Origin of the sequence: Pseudomarimonas arenosa (assembly GCF_014841215.1) — a bacterium.
GTDB lineage: Bacteria > Pseudomonadota > Gammaproteobacteria > Xanthomonadales > Xanthomonadaceae > Pseudomarimonas > Pseudomarimonas arenosa.
This window is the reverse complement of record NZ_JACYTR010000026.1, coordinates 43,999-61,599: the sequence shown is the minus strand read 5'-3', so window position 1 is coordinate 61,599 and position 17,601 is coordinate 43,999. Positions and strand designations below refer to the sequence as shown.

Sequence of the window (17,601 nt, the reverse complement as noted above, 5' to 3'; positions counted from 1 at the left end):
CGGTTCGGTGTGTTCGACGATCTGCGAGCCGCTCGTACTGCGGAACGCAGTGACATAGACGCCGTCATCCAGCACTTGGCCGGCGAGGGTCTGCCCAGACCATTGAAATGACTTCTTGCCGCACGAAGGCGAATCCAGCACCTCGGAATACACCACCTCACCAGAGGTGAGCTTCTTGATGATCACTTCAAGCTGATCTGCCGAATTGGTGGTGAACTCGATGTTTCCGGCCTGCGATACCGACGGATCAATCACCATGGCATTGGTGCGCACGGCATACACGCCGGGATACGGCGTACCACCCGGCTGATCCAGATAGTCGCAGTAGTTGATTTCAGGAAATGAGGGGGTATCAGCGCGATCATCAATCTTCTGAGCAATGGCATACGGGTCGGTAGTGCCCCAGTAGTTGCCCCGAGCGTTCAGGCTGACATTGGCCGAATTCGCGTAGCTGTTGCCCCGATAGTTGAAGTTGCTGTTGCCATGGATGGCGTTTCCTGTGACGACAGGCTGGGGATTTCTCGCCGGATTGTTCGACTGCAGGTTATAAACCTCCACGCCATTGAAGTTTCCGGAGATGGTATTGCCGTCGATCACCTGGGGCGTGGCTGCATCACGGGCGTAGACGCCGATGGTGTTCTGGGTCAGCAAGGACTTCCGGATTGTGCCGCTACTGGCATTGAATTCGACCGCGCGAACGGCATGGCGAATATCAGCATGCTCAATCAACACGTCGTTGGCGCCGGCATTGATCAGAATTCCCGGCCAGTGCCCCGCGGCTGGAGAGGCCCGGCTCGACAGGAATTTCACCGGCTGCGCCTGCGTGCCCAACACGCGCAACGAACCGTCCACCACGAAGGATTGACTGTAGGGGAACTGCAGTTCCGCGCCCGGCAGCAAGGTCAAGGTGGCTCCTGGCGCCACCCGAACATAACCTTCGACCTGGTGCAGGCCAGCACCCAAGGTGGTATTGGCAAGAAGCGGCCCGTTGAGGCTATTGCCAGAAAACGCAGGCGATCCCTCTGCCGTGAGGTACCCTGCAAAGTCGATCACCGGGTGGTTGTAGTAGTCGGAGCGGTCATAGATTTTGCTAGCGATTTGGCCGACGTCGGTGGTGCCCCAATCGTTGCCGCGGGCATTCAGGCGAGTGGTGTCGGGATTGGCGTAGGCACTACCCCGAAAGTTGTACCCACTATTGCTGTAAATGCGGTTGCCCGTCACGACCGGCAAAGGGTTCTTGGCAGGATTGCTGGGCTGAGAGGTTGAAACCTCCACGCCGTCGCGGTTTGCCGTGATGGAGTTGCCATCAATCACCTGCGGCGTGGCACCATCACGGGCGTGAATTGCGATGGTGTTTTGAGTAAGCAGCGACCTGCGAACAATACCCGTGCTGGCGTTGAACTCCAACGCCTTGGTGGCGTGGCGAATTTCGGCGTGCTCGACTAGCACGTTGTTTGCGCTGGCATTGATCAGAATTCCCGGCCAGTGCCCCGCCGCCGGAGCCACACGGCTGGAAACGAACTTCACCGGCTGCGCCTGCGTGCCCAACACGCGCAACGAACCGTCCACCACGAAAGATTGACTGTAGGGGAACTGCAGTTCGGCACCCGCAGCCAAGGTCAAGGTCGCCCCTGGTGCTACACGCACATAGCCTTCAACTTGGTGCAGGCCGGCGCCCAAGGTGAGATTGCTAAGGACCTGTCCGTTGAGACTGCCGCCGGCAAAAGCCGGCTGGCCATCGGCGCTCAGATACCCTGAGAAGTCGATGACCGGGTAGTTGTAGTAATCCGAGCGATCGTAGATCTTGTTGGCAATCTGGCCGACATCGGTTGTGCCCCAGTAGTTGCCGCGCGCGTCGAGACGTGTGGCATCGGGATTGGCGTAAGCACTGCCGCGGTAGTTGTACCCACTGTTACCGTAAATAGCGTTGCCGCTCAGCAGAGGTGCCGGATTCTTGGCAAGATTGCTCGGCTGCGAGGTGTATACCTCAATCCCGGTTTGGTTGGCCGTGATGGTATTGCCATCAACTACCTGCGGCGTGGCGCCGTCGCGGGCGTAGATCGCCGTGCTGTTCTGGCTCAACAGCGATTGGCGAACCGTGCCGCTGCTGCCATTGAACTCCAGCGCTTTGGCGGCGTGGCGAACTTCGGCGTACTCGATCAGCACGTCGTTTGCGCTGGCGTTGATCACAATGCCGGGCCAGTGACCGGCTGCGGGGCTTGTGCGACTCGACAGGAACTTCACCGGCTGCGCCGCCGTTCCGAGTGCGCGCAGCGAGCCATCTACGACAAACAATTGGCTGTAGGGGAACTGCAGTTCGGCGCCTGCCTCCAGCGTTAACGTCGCCCCCTGCGCCACACGCACATAGCCCTCAATTTGGTGCACGCCAGCACTCAGGGTGAGATCGCTGAGGATCTGTCCGTTGAGGCTGCTACCAGCAAAGGCCGGCTGGCCTTCGGCGGTTAAGTAACCGGCGAAGTCGATGACAGGGTGATTGTAGTAGTCCGAGCGATCATAGATCTTGTGGGCGATCTGGCCGACATCGGTGGTACCCCAGTAGTTGCCGCGGGCATTGAGGCGGGCGGCATCGGGGTTGGCGTAGGCATTGCCACGATAGTTATACGAGTTGTTGCCGTAGATCGCGTTGCCCGTCACCACCGGCATCGGGTTCTTGGCCGAATTGCTGACCTGTTGCGTGTGTACTTCTACGCCGATGTGATTGGCGGTGATGGTGTTGCCATCAATCACCTGCGGGGTTGCGCCGTCACGAGCGTAGAGGCCGGTGGTGCTATGAATGAGCAGCGACTTGCGAACGGTGCCGCTGCTGGCGTTGAACTCCACAGCCTTGATGGCGTTGCGAATCTCGGCATGCTCGATTAACACCTCGGTCGCGCTGGCATTGACTACGATGCCCGTCCACTGACCGGCCGAAGCAGTTCCGCTGGCCGCCACGAACTTCACTGGTTGGGCTGTGCTGCCCAGGACCCGCAACGCGCCATTGACGGTAACAGCCGAGTAGTAGCCGGTCACCTTGAGCTCGACACCAGGCATCACCCAGAGCGTTGCGCCAGGGGCAATGGTCAAATTGCTGGAAAGGAAGTACGCGCCGCCGTTGCCATGCGTCCACACAGTGTCTTGGCTGATCGAACCCGACCAGGTTCGGTTCACCGACTGCGTGTTTTGCACTACGACCGTGTTCCCCGGCGAGCTCACCTCTGCTCCCACCCGTTCCACCGCGCTGAGCGGGTTGTCGCCGAAGTCGAACGGTACCTTGATGGAAAAACGCCCGTCGCCCGCCGCCACGCCCTTAGCGCGCAGCTGAGTTCCGGCAAAGATGCTGACCTCGGCGCCCGGCGTTGCACTGCCCTGCACCACGACCGGATTGGTGACAATCGGCGAAGTCAGTGCATCAAGCTGCGGCGGCGCTACCGCCATCACCGGTGCGGCGAAGAGCAGGGTCATCAGTGCCAGCGTAATACTTGCTGCGCGTCGCCTTGCCCTGGTCTCGCGGGTCATCGCTGTGCTTGATGGATCAAGTTGCTTCACTTGCCACTCCTTTCGCCCACGGTCGAGGCACGGGCATCGCCCGCACGGTAAAAATTGTCAAAAGCGGTTTGCATGTCTTCACTCGATGCATTGCTATGGCAGCCGCCGTTGGCGCAACTCGACGGCGAATCGAAGGAAGCGGCTTGCTGCGGTTCGGTGATGCCAGGGGCATGGCTGCGCAGGCGCAACTCACCGCCAATCGTGATGGTGATCGGCATGTGGCAGTCGATGCACTCGACCTTGGCTGACTCGGGGCATGGCACGTGATCGACCAAGGCATCTTGCGCGTGGTGCTTCGCGCCGTTGTCGTGGCAGTCGACACAGGTCATCCGCTGCGAATCCAGTTCGCCGTGCACGTTATGGCAAACGCTGCACGTAACACCCAACTCCGGAACTAGCTCGGCGTCTTTTGCCTTCTCGGGGAAAACAGCGTATTCGGCGCTATGGCATTGGTAGCATTCGCGCTCTACCGGACCGAATCGGCCGTCGTAGCTCGACCCGAGCGATTTCAGCGCGTCGGCATGGCCACCGCGCTGCCAGGCCTGAAACTGCTGGTGACGGTCCCGCTCACGCCCGGTTCCCCACCACTGCGACGAGTTCTGCAAGTAATCGGGTTGGGAAAAGACGAACTTGTCTTCCAGGCTGCCGCCCGGCTCGAAGCCCACCGGAAAGAAGTACTCACCGCTAGGGGAGTTGCCTCGGGCGTGGCACTGGCCGCAGGTCTCCGCGTCGAGGCCAGCCGTCATGCCGCCAGAGCCGTGCACCTCCTCATGCCAGGCACCGCGGCCATGGCAGGATTCGCAACCAATGCCCGGCTCGACGAACGATCCGTCGGTAACGTCAAGGCCCACGGTGTGGCAGCCATGACATCGGCGCAACGGAACCGGCGCCTGCCAGCCATCCCATCCGGTGAGCTTCCAGCCGCTGCGCAGAATCGACCAGGCAGCGGGAAGCAGGGTTTCGGTATGCCCATCGGCACCCATGAACTGCTGCTCCCACTTCGATCCGATCACCCAGACCACTTCGTCTTCGGTGAATGCGGGCGCACCTTCGGCGTGCCAGGAGGCATTCATAACGCCGGGCTCAGTGGCCTTGCGCATCATCTTGCGATGGGCGGAGTCATGCCAGCCTTCGTGCTGAGTCTGATGGCAGTCTTGGCAGGAGCTCGATCCTACATAGTGGTTCGATTCCACATTGGCCCGCGTCCAACTCGTCCACATGGCCAGGGCCAGGGCAAGCACAAGCAATGAGGCAAGCCACTTGAACACGACGTTTCTCTTTAAAACAGCAGGACAGGAGCGTCACCGCTCTTCGGGGCGGCTAGGATTCAGCAAGCTTGATGCGCGTCAAACGCCGGTTGGTTGAGTGCTACCGACCCAACCCAGGGCACGATATGCCCTCCCAAGCGCAACCTCGCTTCGCGGAGCGGCGTGAAGCCTATGTGATTGTCGGGCCAAACGCAATCGAATCTTGAGAAGTTTCGCCAGACCGCTCGGAATAGCGCGAAAAACTGCTAATCAGACCACTGAAAAGTGCGGTTTTTCACACACAGAACCTTGCGCACGAGCTTGCGCTGGCGAGTGCGACAGAGGCCAGACAAGTCCTTTCAGGTGATCTCTGCCAGAGCCATCCTTAAGATGGCCGAGATCGATCCTGCGGAAAGGGCAAGCGGTGATCGGCGTCTCCGATGCGGCTGAACTGGCCGACTCAGCTCAGCCGAGAACATCGAACTGGATGAGCCGGTGGCTCAGCGTTGCCGTACCAACTCGCCTGCCCCACACCGATCTCCGGGGCACCCAAGACGCCCCTAAATACTAATGCTGTTCGGAATATGCGATGGCAGCTGGAACGGGTACGGCATCGGTCTGGACTGATTGCGCTTGCGGATTTCGGTCTCGATCGCGGCCAGCTCAGCCTGCAGTTTCGCCACGATCGGCTCTACCCGCGGATCCTTGAAATAGGGGTCGCGGGGGTTGTGCTCATAATGGCCAAAGGTGTCGTACTGCACGCTGCTCAACAGGAACTCGAAAGATGCGCCGTACAAGGCGACATCCAAGGGCGTGTACCAGGTCAGCAGGTCCTGCTCCGACTCGATCTGGGTCGAACGTGTGGGCGGGGCCTTGTACACGCTGCCCGACACACCGGGCACAAAGGACATCAACGGATACTGCGCATAGTTCACCGAGGCATGCAGCGGGCCGGCGGTATACAGGATCAGGCTGATCATCTCGATCAGATAGTCGAGGCTATCGATCTTCCACGGCCGCTCTGAATCACCGCTGGGCTGCAGACCATCAAGCCCCTGGAAACCACAATACTGCGGCGCAGTGAGTTCGTAGATCCAGCCCTGCAGCTCGCTATCCAAAGCCACATCCTGGTCATTGCGGTAGTAGAGCCGCAGGTAATCATTAACATATTGCTTGATCGCCTTCCACAACAGCAGGGTATCGTCACGGAACGGAAAGACCGCCAGCTGATCTACTGCACGCAGGGCGAATTGGCGCTCTGGCAAACGCTCGTCCCAGCGCCAGGCACGATGCGCACGCGACACCAGGGCCAGGGTGGACTCGATTTCAATGCCGACATTGCAGGCCACAACACCACCCGGAACGACCAGACTATGAATCGCGTCATCATTGATATTGATGGTGAAGCGGAAATGCGGAATCAGCAGCTTGTACAGCGGATGGCTGGTCGCCAACTGCCGATGCATGGCCACCACCATCGGCTCGATGATCAGATGACAGTCACCCAGATGCGCCACCGATTCGTGTTGAATGGCACATACCGCATTGACGATGTACTTGGCGATCTGCCATTTGTAGCCCTTGGCGTCATCACCGCCCGCGCAGTCATTCGGGGTGTAAATCGGCGTGGCTTCGGCGTCGAAGCGCTGACCCAGCTGGATGGCAATCGGCTGCAGCGCCCCGCCCGGCGGAAAGCCCGGCGGCGGCGTGGGATTCCAGTAGAACAGCGCAATCGGTGCCGCGATGTATCGCTGTTCGTCGTGCAGTGAGTTGGTCTTGGCGCCTTCGAGCTGGGCATAGTCGACCACATACAGACGATGCTCGCGGATCGCCTGCGCCAGGGTGATCGCCGAGTCGCCGGTGACCGACTGCAGAATCGCATCGCTGATCGGACACTTGGCCTGCAGTTCCGACAGCACCGCCGCATCACGCTGCTTGCCGCGCTCCAGCACCACACCACGCAATTGGGTGGTATTGAAGCCGGCGATCTGCAGGTGGCCGAAGAACCAGTCCTGCTGACAGGGCAAACCCTCCTTGGGCATCCAGGACTGCTGCTCGATACTCAGCATCAAAGGCTTGGGCAGGGAGATGAACTGGTTCTCGTAGTCTTCCAGCGATCGCGGACGCAGATAGTTGCGTCCGTGGTCGCTGCTCAGCATGTCGTACAAGGTCGACTTCAGAAAGGCGGTCGGCCCGTTGGCAATCAGGTCCTTGAACACCGCATCGAGGCCAGTGATCATCTTCTCCAGATCGCGCGGCAGCCGGGTCATGCCCTCGATCGCCTTCGGCAGGGCGGCCAGCGCGGCCAGAAGATCCTGCAGATCCTTGGCGTCGCGCCCCGGGTGCAGCAGACTGAACTCCTTGCTGAGTTTGTCGTAGGCCTGCTCGACGGCGCGCAGCGCGTCGGTCGGCATGTCCTCGCTGAGCTCGCGCTCAAGCAGCAGCGTCACGGCTTGCTTGAAGTTCTCGGCCAAGGGCACGAACACTTTCAGCACCTGCGCCTCGTAATCGAGGCTGAACTTCTCCGCCGAGGGCAGATCGGCCGACATCGGCACCGATTCGAGGTAGCTGCGCATGTAGTTGTAGTCGGTGCGCGCCAGCGATAACTGAAAGGCCCGCTGCGCCTGCAGATCGGCGGAATCTTGCTGCGGAAGCGTGGGGATCACTGCAGCCTGCGTGCTCGACATCGGCATTGCCCTCAGATTGCGCGCTATGCGCGGGTGACGTGACAGGGCGACACGCTACCCGCCGGCTACCCAGGCTGGCAAGTCTTGTGTTTTGACGGCGGGCTAGGTCGCGCTCGACTAAGCGCGCAGCTCAGCCGCCAGTTGCTCCGCACGATCGCCGACCAGCAAGTGATAGAGGCCGGGCCTGACCTCGAACACCGCATCAGCGCCAGCGGCCTTCAGCGCCTCGGCATCGATCCGCCGCGCATCGGCAAGCTCAACACGCAAGCGGGTGTATGCCACCGCTTCGAGGTTGAGAATATTGGCCATCCCACCCAAGGCCTGCCGCAGACCTTCGGCGGCCTCCTTAACCCAGTCCTCCATCGAGGAGGGCGGAGTAACAGCAGTGGGGGTGGCAGCCAGCGCTGCCGGCGGGGCTACGCCCGCTGTGGTCGCGCTACCACGCAGGCAATCCTGCATCTCGGTGCGCAGATTGTCCGACAAGGGGCCGAAGATCGCTTGCACGTTGTTGCCGACCATGAGCACGCCGGCGGCACCCAACAGCTTGAGTTTGGCCTGATCGACCTGCTGCGGATCGGCCACTTCGATGCGCAGGCGGGTGATGCAGGCATCGAGGCCGCGGATATTGCCGGCGCCGCCGAAGGCCGCGACCAGGGCGGCGGCCTGGCTGCTGCCGGGCTGACTGGCGACGCTGGCCGTGGCCTCGGTTTCGCGCCCCGGGGTTTTCAGATCGAACCAGCGGATCACCGCACGGAACACGCCGTAGTAGATCAGCGCATACAGTGGCCCAAGAATGAACACATACCAGGCGTTCTTGGCATTCGGCCCGATCAGGTTGAACACCACGAAATCGATGGCACCCTGGGAAAAGGTGAATCCCATGTGCATGTCCAAGGAGTTGGTTAAGAACTGGGCGCTGGCCACTAGCACGGCGTGCACCAGGTACAGCACCGGCGCAACGAACAGGAAGGCGAACTCGATCGGTTCGGTGATGCCGGTGAGAAAGGAGGTCAGCGCGCCGGATAGCATGATGCCGCCCACCGCCAGGCGCCGCTCCGGTCGCGCCTCGTGCCAGATCGCAATCGCCGCCGCCGGCAGGCCGAACATCTTGAACAGAAAGCCACCAGCCAGCACGCCGGCCGTGGAGTCGCCGGCGAAGAAGCGATTGATATCGCCGGACACCGTCTTGCCGCTGCTGGGATCGACAAAGGTGCCCATCTCGAAGAAGAACGGCACGTTCCAGATATGGTGCAGGCCGAACGGAATCAGCAGCCGCTCGACCAAGCCGTACACGGTGGCCGCGGTGCGCGGATCTTCATTCGCGGCCCAATGCGAAAACAGCTTGATGCCGCTGCCGATCGGCGGCCAGATGAAAGCCAGCAGAATGCCAAGACCAATCGCGGCCAAGGCCGTCACAATCGGCACGAAGCGCTTGCCGGCAAAGAAGCCCAGATAATCCGGCAGCCGAATGCGGTAGTAACGGTTGAACAACCAGGCGGCCAGACAGCCGGCCAGAATGCCGCCGAACACCCCGGTCTGAATCGAGGGGATGCCCATGATCGAATCGGCGGTGATGCCGACGATGCCGGCCATCACCCCGAGGGTGGCATTCATCACCAGGTAGCCGATGGTGGCCGCGATTGCCGCCACCCCATCGTTCTCGGTGAAACCCAGTGCTACGCCGATGGCGAAGATCAACGGCAGATTGCCGAAGATCACATCGCCCGACATCTTCATCATCAGCGACAGATCGGCCGGAATCCAACCGAACTTGGCCGCTCCAATACCCAGCAGCAGGCCGGCCACCGGCAAGACCGCCACCGGCAACATCAGCGACTTGCCAATCTTTTGCAGCAGGGTGAATGCTGATTTGAACATCTCTAGTGTCCCTTGAAGTGCTCTAGCCCCTCTCCCTCCAGGGGAGAGACCAATGTGCGCTGATTTTCGCCGCACCGGATTGCGCCCCGGAACTCCCTCCCCGATGTTCGGGGAGGGCTGGGGTGGGGTTAGGGAGCCGGCCTTTCCCTATCCAGGCCTCACGCAGCGAGGTTCCTGGGTAGGGGAGCAAGGCGCGGCCTAGGCGAATCGACAGGTTATGCCGGTAGTTCATCGAGAGGCCAGACGAGCCGGACCCATCACAAGCACTCATCAGACCGATTCCTCAACACGAGCGGCGTGGGCCCGGGATTGAAACTCGCTCAATCGCGCCCGTACCGCGCTGGCGGTATCGAGCTCGACCAGTTGTTGCGCCAGTGCTCGGCATTCATCGAGATAACAACGCGCCACCGCGGCTTTCACTGCGGCCACCGCCGGCGCCTCCACTGACAGCTCGCGCACTCCCAGACCCAGCAAGGCTGGCACGGCCAGCGGATCGGAAGCCATCGCGCCACACACCCCGAGCCACTTAGCGTTTCGTTTGACTGCATCGCCGCACAATCCAATCAAGCGCAACACAGCAGGATGCAGCGCATCGGCGTGTTGTGCCAGCTGGGCATGACCGCGATCCATGGCCAGGGTGTACTGGGTCAGGTCATTGCTGCCGATCGACATGAAATCAACCTCGCGGGCAAACTGCTCGGCCAATAGGGCCGCCGACGGCACCTCGATCATGATGCCCAGCGAGGGCATGGCCAGACCCAGCTGCTCTGCCTGCTCGGCGACCAGGGCGCGGGCCTGGCGAAACTCCTCCAGGGTTGCCACCATCGGCAGCATCAGATGCAGGCGATGGCCCTGGGTGGCGCGCAGCACCGCGCGAATCTGGGTGCAAAACAGCGCCGGGTGAGCCAGGCTGAGCCGCACACCGCGCTGGCCGAGAAATGGATTGTCCTCGCGTGGCAATGGCAGATAGCTCAGCGGTTTGTCGCCGCCAACGTCCAGGCTGCGAATCACCAGCGGCCGATCCTGGCCGAGGCAGCGCGCGACGGCGGCGTAGGCGGCGATCTGCTCGTCCTCATCAGGCGCACTGCTGCGCTGTTCGAACAGCAACTCGCTGCGCAGCAGCCCTACCCCTTCGGCCCCGGCGGCCAGGGCGTCCGCGGTATCGGCGGCGTGACGCACATTGGCCACCACCTCGATGCGCTGTCCATCAGCACTGCGGGCCGGTTGCTGAGCAGCGGTCCTCTCGCGCTGGGCGCGTTGTTTCGCCTCCTCAACATCACGTTCCGCCTGCGCCCATTGTTCGGGAGCGGGAGCTGTCAACAACAGGCCACGATCGGCGTCGAGAATCACCCTCTGGCCATCGGCCAGTTGCAGCGCCTGTGGGTCGATAGCACATAGCGCCGGCAGACCAAACGAGCGGGCCAGAATGGCGACGTGACCGGTGGCGCCGCCGCCGCGGGTGCAGAAGCCGCGCAGGCGCTGGCGATCGAGGTCGGCGGTTTCCGATGGGGTGAGGTCTTCGGCAATCAGGATGCAGCCCTCGGGCAACTGCACGCTGGTGGTCACTTCGCCCAGCAACTCGCCGAGCACACGCCGCCCGATATCACGCAGATCCGCCGCGCGCTCGGCCAGCAAGGCATTGCCGAGGGCGGCCAGGGTGGCGGCCGATTGTTCGGTCGCCGTCTGCCAGGCATAGGCAGCGCTCTTGCCCTGATCGATCAGGGCCAAGGCGCTGTCGACCAGTTGCGGATCCTGCAGCAGTTCCTGCTGAGCCGCGAGGATGGCGCCACGCGCGGTATCTGTCGATTGAACCTGCAGTTCCCGCAAACTGCGCTCGGCAGCGCGCAAGGCCTGGCTCAGGCGCTGGTGTTCGCTGGCCGGGTCGGCACCTCGCTCTTGCACCTGCAGCGCGCCGCGGCGCCACTGAAACACGCGGCCGATGGCCAGTCCGGGCGATGCGGTGACGCCACGCAGTTCGCCGCTGACCGCGCGGTTGGCTGCGCGCTCGACTTCCAGCGACGGTCTGCGCTCCGCCTCGGCCCGGGCGGCCTGAAGATCCTCCCCGCAGCCCTGACGCAACAGTTCGGCCAAGCGGCCCAGCGCCTCGCGCGCATCGGGCCCGCGGGCCACCAGTTCCACCACGCTACCGGCCGCCGTGGCCAGGGACATCAGGGCCACCAGAGATTTGCCATTGGCTTCGCGGCCCTGAAAGCGCAATCGAACATCGGCCCGATAGTGCTTGGCCGCTTCGGCGAACACCGCCGCCGGCCGCGCATGCAAGCCGGCCGGATTCGGCAACTCGACCTTCGTCGCATGCTGATCGCCCCGGTGGACCGCGGCGGCTGACCGATCGTCACTGTTGAGCGTCAGACTGAACAACAGACTTCGCCCGGCCTCCAGCTCGCCGCGCCCCAGCTGGAGCGCGACCACGCGCTCGCCATTGGCTACCACCACCTGGGTCAGCATGCTGCGCGCGCGGCAGGCCAGATGATCGAGATCGAAGCGGATCAGGCCTTGACCTGCACTGACCCGATCGCCCAGCCGCACCATCGGGGTGAAGCCCTCACCGCGCAGGGTCACCGTGTCGATGCCGATATGGATCAGGATGTCGACCCCGCTGGGGTGACGCAGGGTGATCGCGTGATGTGCGGCATGCAATTGCACTACGTCGCCATCGATCGGCGCCAGCAAGGTTGACGAGGTCGGATCCAGCGAGGCGCCATCGCCGACCATGCGCTGGGCAAACACCGGGTCGGGCACCCGCGATAAGGGCACCCGTACCCCGGACAGCGGCGCCAATACAGGCAAGATGTTGGATTGTTCGGCCATGCCCCCTCCGGCTGCAGCGTCGCCAGAGTAGCCCGTTGTGGCCTGCTCGCAAGCCGCTGATGCGGCAAGATTCAACCGCATACGTATGCAGGCCAATCGCCCCGACCTGGGTCTGCGCGATGCAGCCGGCGGCCGGTACAGGCAGAATAGGCGGTCGCATGCCGGCCAGGTGGCCGGGGCATCACCCGCACACAGGCAGCCATGAGTCAGGACAAGACAGCGGAACACACCCCGCTGATGAAACAGTTTTTCGCCGCCAAGGCCGAGCATCCGGACATTCTGCTGTTCTTTCGGATGGGCGATTTCTATGAATTGTTCTACGACGATGCGCGGCGTGCGGCCAAGCTGCTCGATATCACCCTGACCCAGCGCGGCCAGTCGGCCGGCCAGCCGATTCCCATGGCTGGGGTGCCGTTTCACGCCGCCGAGGGTTATCTGGCCCGGCTGGTGGCGCTTGGCGAATCAGTGGCGATCTGCGAGCAGATCGGCGATCCGGCGGCCAGCAAGGGCCTGGTGGAACGCAAGGTGGTGCGGATTGTCACCCCGGGCACGGTCACCGACGATGCCCTGCTGGAGGAGCGCCGCGATACACTGCTGGCGGCAGTGAGTCGCGGCAAGCAGGGCTTCGGTCTGGCCTGGGTCGATCTGTCGGCCGGCCGCTTCCTGGTGCAGGAGCTGGCCAGCGAGGATGAGCTCAGCGCCGAACTGGCACGGCTGGAGCCGGCCGAGCTGCTGCAGCCCGATGAAGATGGCTGGCCGGCGTTTCTGAGCGCTGCCCGCGGACTGCGGCGCCGCGGCCCCTGGCACTTCGATGCCGACAGCGGCCGTCGCACCCTGCTGCGTTTCTATCAGCTGCACGATCTCACCGCCTTTGGCATCGAAGACCGCGCGCTGGCCATCGCCGCCTGCGGCGCCCTGCTCGGCTATCTGGAAGAGACCCAGCGTCAAGCCCTGCCGCACCTATCCGGCATCGCGGTCGAATCGAGCAGTGACAGCATCGCCATGAATGCCGCGACCCGGCGTCACCTGGAACTCGACAGCCGCATCGATGGCCGCACTGAACACACAGTTGCAGCGGTGCTCGACAGCAGCATCACGCCGATGGGCGGACGCCTGCTGAAACGCTGGCTGCATCGTCCACTGCGGCGGCAGGCGCTGTTAAGAGAACGCCATCAAGCGGTCGCCAGTCTGATCGATAACGGATTGTTTGAACCGCTACGCGAGGCGTTTCGCGCCATTGGCGATGTTGAACGCATTCTCGCTCGAGTCGCCCTTCGTTCGGCCCGGCCACGCGATCTCAGTACTTTGCGCGATGCCTTGTTGGCCTTGCCTGAACTTAGATCCTTGCTAGATGTTACTCCTCCCCTTGCGGCGCAAAGCCAACCCCCTCCCGACCTCCCCCATCGAGCCACGCTCGCAAGGGGAGGAGACCAGCCCGCATTGGTTGACGATGCGGCGACAGGCTTGCTCGGCCAACTCGCTCTCGCCCTTAGCGGCCACGAGCACGAAGCCGATCTGCTTAACCGGGCGATCAAGCCGCAGCCGCCGGTGGTGCTGCGCGATGGCGGCGTTATTGCCGATGGCTTCGATGCCGAACTGGACCGTTTCCGCCGCCTCACCGAAGACGCCGACAGCTTTCTGGTCGAACTCGAAGCCCGCGAACGCGAGCAGACCGGCATCGCCACGCTCAAGGTCGGCTACAACCGGGTGCATGGCTACTACATCGAGATGGGCAAGGCGCAGGCCGACAAGGTGCCGACCCACTACACCCGACGGCAAACCCTAGCCAATGCCGAGCGCTATATCACCGAGGAACTGAAGCAGTTCGAAGATCAGGTGCTGTCGGCCAAGGATCAGGCCCTGGCCCGTGAGAAGCAGCTGTGGGAAGACTTGCTCGACCAACTCAACGTCCGCCTTCAGCCGCTGAAGAGTGCCGCCAGCGCCCTGGCGGAACTCGATGTGTTGTGCGGTTTTGCCGAGCGTGCCGAGAGCTTGAACTGGAATGCGCCCAGGCTGGTTGATGAGCCCGGCATCCGCATCGTCGATGGCCGTCATCCGGTGGTGGAAGCGGTACGCGATGAGCCGTTCGAGCCGAACTCGGTGGAACTCGGCCCGGAGCGCCGACTGCTGGTGATCACCGGCCCCAATATGGGCGGCAAGTCGACCTATATGCGGCAGACCGCGCTGATCGTGCTATTGGCACATATCGGCAGTTTCGTGCCAGCGAGCGAGGCCGAGATCGGCCCGATCGATCGCATTCTCACCCGCATCGGTGCCGGCGACGATCTCGCCCGCGGCCAGTCGACCTTCATGGTGGAAATGGCCGAGACCAGTTACATCCTGCATCACGCCAGCGAGCATTCCCTGGTCTTGATGGACGAAATCGGCCGCGGCACCTCCACCTATGACGGCCTGGCCCTGGCCAAGGCCTGCGCCCTGCAGCTGGCTCGCGCCAATCGCGCCATGACCTTGTTTGCCACCCATTACTTCGAGCTGACCCAACTGGCCGCGCCCGGCAATGGCATCGTCAATGTGCATCTCGACGCGGTGGAACATGGCGATAAGTTGGTCTTTATGCATGCGGTGAAGGAAGGCCCGGCCAATCGCAGTTTCGGCCTGCAGGTCGCCGCCCTGGCCGGCCTGCCGAAAGCCGCGCTGAAAGCGGCTCGCGCCTATCTGGAAGAACTGGAAGGCACACCCGGCGCGGCGCCACCGCGACGCGAGGATCCCAGCCCACAGCTCAGCCTGTTTGCCGCCGCGCCCTCGGCGCTGGAGAAGGCCCTGGCCGAAATCGACCCCGATCAACTGTCGCCGCGCGAGGCGCTGGAAAGCCTGTACCAGCTGAAACAGCTGAGCGCCGGCTGACTTGTCGACTTGATTTTCGCGCCCAGCGGCGCAAGCTGTCCCTAAGGCGTGACCAACAAGACCTGACATCTGCCAGGTCAAACGCCGCGGGAGGTGCGCATGCTGAGCGATCAGCCGCGCCCGGCCGCCGTGGCCGGACTGTTCTATCCCGCCAATCCTGGGCAATTGCAGGCCGAACTCGATGGCCTGTTGCGTGAAGGAGCGGCTGCATCCACACCCCTATCGGCGCCTCCGAAGGCGCTGATCGTGCCGCACGCGGGATATGTCTATTCTGGCCCGATTGCCGCCCGCGCCTATGCCGCACTGCGGCCAGCGGCGGGCCGAATTCGACGCGTAGTGCTGCTCGGCCCGGCGCACCGGGTTGGCTTCAAGGGCTTGGCAGTACCCACGCACAGCCGTTTCGCTTCACCATTGGGCGAGGTCGAAGTCGATCAGGAGGGCGTGCAGCGGCTATTGCCGATGTCACAGGTAACTCAACGCGACGATGTACATGCAGAGGAGCATGCGCTGGAAGTACAGCTCCCCTTCCTGCTGAACACCTTGGATCACTTCAGCGTCTTGCCCGTGCTGGTGGGCCATGCCAACGCGGAGGAAGTCGCGGAAGTATTGGAGGCGGTGTGGGGTGGGGAAGAAACCCTGGTCCTGATCAGCTCGGATCTATCGCACTACCTGCCGCAACGACTGGCGATGCAGATCGATCGCGCCACCACGGAGCAGATCGTTGCACTCAATGAGCCGTTGGACCATGAACAGGCCTGCGGCGCCACACCGATCAATGGTCTGCTGCGGGTGGCAAAACGGCGCGGCATGACAGCGCATCTGCTGGACCGCCGCACCTCGGCTGACACCGCCGGCAGCCCGGAGCGGGTGGTGGGCTACTGCTCGGTCGCATTCAGCGAAGCGCCCGCGGCCGGGATGTCAGCGGACCCGGACCCGGCGCTGGGCAGGACACTGCTACAGCGTGCGCGACGGGCGATTCGCCTGGCCCTTAACAAGCCAGTCGGCGACGTAGCTGCACATCCGGCCTTGCAGCAGCCGGCGGCCTGCTTCGTCAGCTTGCGCCGACAAGGTGAGCTGCGCGGTTGCCGCGGAACTCTGGAAGCCTGTCAAACGCTGGAATTGGCCATCGAACACAGCGCCTGCGCAGCCGCCTTTGACGATTCACGATTTCCCTGCCTGCGCGCCGATGAGCTCGATGATCTGCACATCGAGGTCTCGCTGCTATCGCCGCTGCAACCCTTGGCGGTCGAGAGCGAGCAACACCTGCTGCAATTGATTCGCCCTGGCGTCGATGGACTGCTGCTGGAGTTGCATGGCCGCCGAGGCACCTTCCTGCCGCAGGTCTGGCAGGCCTTGCCGCAACCGGCGGACTTCCTGCGCGCGCTCAAGCACAAAGCTGGACTGGCAGCCGATTTCTGGTCAGCGGAACTGCGTGTATATCGCTATCAGGTGCAGCACTGGAGCGAGCCAGCATGAACCATCCAGGCCAATGGTGGCATCGACTGGATGACGGTCGCATTGCCTGTGATCTGTGCCCACGCGACTGCAAACTGCGCGAGGGTCAGCGCGGCGCCTGTTTTGTCCGGCAAGTGGAAGACGGCCAGATGTGGCTTACCAGCTACGGCCGCTCTTCGGGCTTTTGCATCGACCCCATCGAAAAAAAGCCCTTGAATCATTTCTACCCCGGCAGCAGCGTGCTGAGCTTTGGCACCGCCGGCTGCAATCTGGCCTGCAAGTTCTGCCAGAACTGGGACATCAGCAAGTCGCGCGAGGTCGATACGCTGTCGGGGGCCGCCACCCCCGAACAATTGGCGGCCACCGCCGAGGCTTACGGCTGCCGGTCGATTGCCTTTACCTACAACGACCCGGTGATCTTCGCCGAGTACGCGATGGACTGTGCCGAGGCAGCCCATGCTCGCGGCCTGAAGGCAGTGGCTGTCACCGCCGGCTATATCACCGAACAGGCCCGTGAAGCATTCTTTGCCCCGATGGACGCGGCCAATGTCGACCTCAAGGCGTTCACCGACGAGTTTTACTATCGACTCTGCGGTGCTCATTTGCAGCCAGTGCTCAACACCCTGGAATACCTGGTTCACCACACCGATGTCTGGACCGAGATCACTACCCTGCTGATTCCCGGCAAGAACGACAGCGAGGCGGAACTGCATGCTGAGTGCGAATGGATTGCACAGCACCTGGGACTGGATGTGCCGCTGCATTTCTCCGCCTTTCATCCCGACCACAAGATGACCGACGTCGAGCACACGCCGGCCTCCACCCTTAGTCGCGCACGACAAATCGCGCTGCAGTACGGCCTGCGCTACGTCTACACCGGCAATGTGCATGACTCCCTGGGTGGCAGCACGTTCTGTCCCGGCTGCGACACCCTGCTGATCGAACGCGACTGGTACCAGCTGGGCAAGTACCGGATCGATGAGCAGGCGCGTTGCCCCGAATGCGGCCAGCCCATTGCCGGTCGCTTCGGCGCCTACCAGGGCAGCTGGGGCCGACGGCGCATGCCGGTGGCCATTGCCTGACAGGCCGACCCT

The 17,601-nt window shown here is 62.8% G+C and carries 8 protein-coding genes; 3 read left to right on the top strand and 5 right to left on the bottom strand.

Going from position 1 to position 17,601, the window contains the following annotated elements:
• The 5 genes from IFO71_RS12820 to ptsP all read right to left on the bottom strand — a co-directional run.
• Nucleotides 1–3,462: FlgD immunoglobulin-like domain containing protein (locus tag IFO71_RS12820; protein ID WP_192030039.1), on the bottom strand; the 3,462-nt coding region annotated here is incomplete at its 3' end.
• 80 nt (nt 3,463–3,542) lie between these two features.
• Nucleotides 3,543–4,814 (bottom strand): multiheme c-type cytochrome, encoded by a 1,272-nt coding sequence (locus IFO71_RS12815; protein ID WP_192030038.1) that lies wholly within the window; start codon nt 4,812–4,814, stop codon nt 3,543–3,545.
• Between the two features lie 539 nt (nt 4,815–5,353).
• Nucleotides 5,354–7,480: a lipoxygenase family protein gene (locus tag IFO71_RS12810; RefSeq protein WP_192030037.1), complete on the bottom strand. Its 2,127-nt coding sequence runs from the start codon at nt 7,478–7,480 to the stop codon at nt 5,354–5,356.
• Between the two features lie 117 nt (nt 7,481–7,597).
• Nucleotides 7,598–9,358 carry a PTS glucose transporter subunit IIBC gene (gene ptsG, locus IFO71_RS12805; RefSeq protein WP_192030036.1) on the bottom strand — a complete coding sequence of 587 codons (1,761 nt, stop codon included), beginning with the start codon at nt 9,356–9,358 and terminating at the stop codon, nt 7,598–7,600.
• A 270-nt stretch (nt 9,359–9,628) separates the two neighbouring features.
• Nucleotides 9,629–12,187, bottom strand: a complete 2,559-nt coding sequence (gene ptsP, locus IFO71_RS12800) for a phosphoenolpyruvate--protein phosphotransferase (RefSeq protein ID WP_192030035.1) — start codon at nt 12,185–12,187, stop codon at nt 9,629–9,631.
• Between the two features lie 201 nt (nt 12,188–12,388).
• Between ptsP and mutS the strand changes: the two genes are divergently transcribed.
• The 3 genes from mutS to amrS all read left to right on the top strand — a co-directional run bounded on the left by mutS (nt 12,389) and on the right by amrS (nt 17,589).
• A complete protein-coding gene (gene mutS / locus IFO71_RS12795; RefSeq protein WP_192030034.1) occupies nt 12,389–15,052 on the top strand; it encodes a DNA mismatch repair protein MutS in 2,664 nt (887 codons plus the stop codon).
• A gap of 99 nt (nt 15,053–15,151) precedes the next feature.
• On the top strand, nt 15,152–16,528 hold the full coding sequence (gene amrB, locus IFO71_RS12790) for an AmmeMemoRadiSam system protein B (protein ID WP_192030033.1): 1,377 nt from the start codon (nt 15,152–15,154) through the stop codon (nt 16,526–16,528).
• On the top strand, nt 16,525–17,589 hold the full coding sequence (gene amrS / locus IFO71_RS12785) for an AmmeMemoRadiSam system radical SAM enzyme (protein WP_192030032.1): 1,065 nt from the start codon (nt 16,525–16,527) through the stop codon (nt 17,587–17,589). Before amrB ends, amrS begins: the two co-directional genes overlap by 4 nt.
• Nucleotides 17,590–17,601 lie beyond the last annotated feature (12 nt).

What these genes read in the sequence shown, in the direction of transcription:
- IFO71_RS12810 (WP_192030037.1), bottom strand. Translation starts at nt 7,480, where the DNA reads ATGTCGAGCACGCAGGCTGCAGTGATCCCCACGCTTCCGCAGCAAGAT.
- ptsG (WP_192030036.1), bottom strand. Translation starts at nt 9,358, where the DNA reads ATGTTCAAATCAGCATTCACCCTGCTGCAAAAGATTGGCAAGTCGCTG.
- ptsP (WP_192030035.1), bottom strand. Translation starts at nt 12,187, where the DNA reads ATGGCCGAACAATCCAACATCTTGCCTGTATTGGCGCCGCTGTCCGGG.
- mutS (WP_192030034.1), top strand. Translation starts at nt 12,389, where the DNA reads ATGAGTCAGGACAAGACAGCGGAACACACCCCGCTGATGAAACAGTTT.
- amrB (WP_192030033.1), top strand. Translation starts at nt 15,152, where the DNA reads ATGCTGAGCGATCAGCCGCGCCCGGCCGCCGTGGCCGGACTGTTCTAT.
- amrS (WP_192030032.1), top strand. Translation starts at nt 16,525, where the DNA reads ATGAACCATCCAGGCCAATGGTGGCATCGACTGGATGACGGTCGCATT.